Annotated in this window: 1 protein-coding gene and 1 pseudogene; one reads left to right on the top strand and one right to left on the bottom strand. The window is 66.6% G+C overall.

Annotated elements, in window-relative coordinates; all coding sequences use genetic code 11:
- Positions 1 to 710: 710 nt before the first annotated feature.
- A pseudogene (locus tag M3Q23_04835) lies at positions 711 to 1,127 on the top strand (SDR family oxidoreductase).
- Between the two features lie 93 nt (positions 1,128 to 1,220).
- Here the strand turns inward: M3Q23_04835 and M3Q23_04830 are convergent.
- Positions 1,221 to 2,336, bottom strand: coding sequence for an FG-GAP repeat protein (locus M3Q23_04830; protein MDP9341437.1), 1,116 nt, complete (start codon positions 2,334 to 2,336; stop codon positions 1,221 to 1,223).
- Positions 2,337 to 2,640 lie beyond the last annotated feature (304 nt).

Genomic DNA, 2,640 nt, shown 5'->3' with positions numbered 1-2,640 from the left:
CTCGTCGGGGAACCAAGCGAGGAACTGCCGCCAAGAGCCCGGGTAGTCCGCCCCGGCTCGCGGGTGAGACCCGTCGGTGACCACCACAACATGTTGATCCTACTGGAGCTAAGTGGATACCCCCTATCGGGAATTTCCTTATTGGTGGGCCGTCAAAGCGCTGGGCGGCGCTCAACTGGCCAGCTAGCGGCACATGGGTGGGACTGTGTACCGAAACGTCGACAAGCGATTTTTGCGATCATGGTGTCACCCCAGAGGAATTGGTGGCCCAGTTGAGGCTACGCCGGAAGCTATACGGCCTCATTCTGTTGGTCAGAGTAGGCCAGCGGCTTCGAGAGGAAGCACCGGATTGCCAGCCATCATGCCTGTTCTATGAATACCGAAAACATTTCGCCCTCTACGATAAGTGGATCCTTCGGCGAATGCTTGGAAAGCCCGTCGGCGATCCGCCTTTACTGTTTGGCTTCGTGGACACGGTCATTGTCGGAAAGGGCTGCGGAGGCGGTCCGTGTCGGTAACTATCCAAGCCGGCCGGAACGCGTGAGCAGGCTGCGGTCGGCGTGCGAACGGACGGCCCGTCGACCGCACCGGCGGCGGCGCGCCAAGCCGCCGAGTTCCTCGTGGACGCGGCAACGAAGCGCCCGCGGCTCGCTCGCGCCAAGTGAGTGAGGGCCGGGGGCACCGAAGGAGACGACGAAAAAGGAGCAGCGATGTCAACGTTCACGCAAAACGGCCTCACGGGCCAACGGGCGCTGGTGACCGGCGCGACCTCGGGAATTGGTCGAGCGGTCGCGCTGCAGCTGGCCCGGGAGGGGGCCGAGGTCCTGGTGCACGGCCGCGACGCCGCACGGGGCGCCGAGACGGTCCAGGAGATCTCAGCCGACGGCGGCAAGGCCAGCTTCGTCGCTGCCGACCTCAGCGACGCCGCCGACGTGCAGCGCCTCGCACACGACGTCGGCGACATCGACATCCTCATCAACAACGCGGGGATCTCCGTCTTCGCACCGACCGCGGAGTTCGATATCGCAGCGTTCGACAAGATGTTCGCCAGCAACGTCAGGGCGCCATTCTTTCTCGTCGCGGCACTCGCTCCCGGAATGGCTGCCAGGGGCCACGGCAGCATCGTCGGCAGCCTTCTGCCAGGGACGCCTCCGTCCACTTGATGGGAGGGGTCTCTTCAGGACCCCACCCGCATCGAAGGGAACCGAGTCGTCCTGCCGCTACGAAGCGGGCAAGACGAAGACGTAGGCCGCCCCCGTGTACGAGTCCTTGATGGGGGCCCCTGCCACCACGGTGGAGCCGGAGACCGCCACCGAAGCACCGAAGTAATCGCCCGACGCGGCGTCCCGGGCGCGGAGCAGTGCCTGTTGAGACCAGGCCCCGCCAAGCCCTGTGTAGACGTAGCCCGCCCCAGTGGACGATCGCTTCGCGGGCGCGCCAACCACAGCGGTGGAGTCGGAGATGGACACCGATGTGCCGAACTCGTCGCCCGACGCGGCGTCGCTGGCAGTGAGCTCGGCCTGCTCGGACCAGGCCCCCGCTGATTCCACGAACACGTAGGCCGCGCCCGTCTGGGAGTTCTTGAAGGGTGCCCCAATCACAGCGGTGGACCCGGAGACGGCCACCGACCCGCCGAACCGGTCGTTCGACGCAGCGTCGGAGGCAGTGAGCTCGGCCTGTTGGGACCACACCCCGTTCGACTCCCCGAACACGTAGGCCGCCCCGGTGGAGGAGTTCTTCTTCCACGCCCCCACGACGGCGGTAGAGGCGGACACTCCCACGGAGAACCCGAACTGGTCGAAGACGGCGGGGTCGGAGGAGGCGAGCCTCGCCTGCTGCATCCAGGTCCCGCCCGAGGCCACGAACACGTAGGCCGCCCCCGTCGCCGATCTCGTGTCGGGTGCCCCCACCACTACGGTGGGACCGGAGACGGCGACCGAGTACCCGAAAGCGTGGACCGCCGCGGTGGCGGGAGGGGTGAGCTCGGCCTGTTGTGACCAGATCCCTCCCGTTTCGGCGAATACATATGCGGCCCCGGTATCTGAGTTCCGCTGGTACGCCCCCACCACGACGGTGGGGCCTGAGATAGCCACTGAGAACCCGAACCAGTCACCGGAGGCGGTGTCGGAGCCGATGAGTTCCGCCTGCTGGGACCAGACCCCGGCCGATTTCACGAACACGTACGCCGCACCCGCGAAGGAGTACTTGAAGGGCGCGCCCAGCACCGCGATGGAGCCGGAAACGGCCACCGAGGCGCCAAACGCATCGCCCGCCGCGGCGTCAGACGCCGTGAGCTTTCGTTGCTGGGCGGAGCCGCCGACAAGAGGCAGGGGCATGCCGAGGGCACCGCGTATCGCGCTCTCGAGGGCCCGCGGTGCTCCGGCAAGCGACGACTGAGACGGCCGTACCGCCTGGAAGGTGGTGGGCCTCACGCTCAGAAGAGATGACGTGGTGAAAGCGGGGGAGACCGCGAACATTGCCGGTACGAGGCCGAGGGCGGCGGCGATGGCCCTTGTGAAGGCCGGTCGAAAACGACAGCGGGAGCCGGTCGAAAACGACAGCACCTGGGTCGGATGCTAACGGGTTCGGGGTCCTCCTTCCATGGCTCCTGAATGCTCTGCCGTAGCTCTGTCCTTGGGA

It is taken from the genome of Actinomycetota bacterium (assembly GCA_030774015.1).
Classification (GTDB): domain Bacteria; phylum Actinomycetota; class UBA4738; order UBA4738; family JACQTL01; genus JALYLZ01.
This window is presented reverse-complemented; position numbering and strand designations above follow the sequence as displayed.

Coding starts and splice junctions, on each gene's coding strand:
- M3Q23_04830 (MDP9341437.1), bottom strand. CDS start 2,336: ATGCCCCTGCCTCTTGTCGGCGGCTCCGCCCAGCAACGAAAGCTCACG.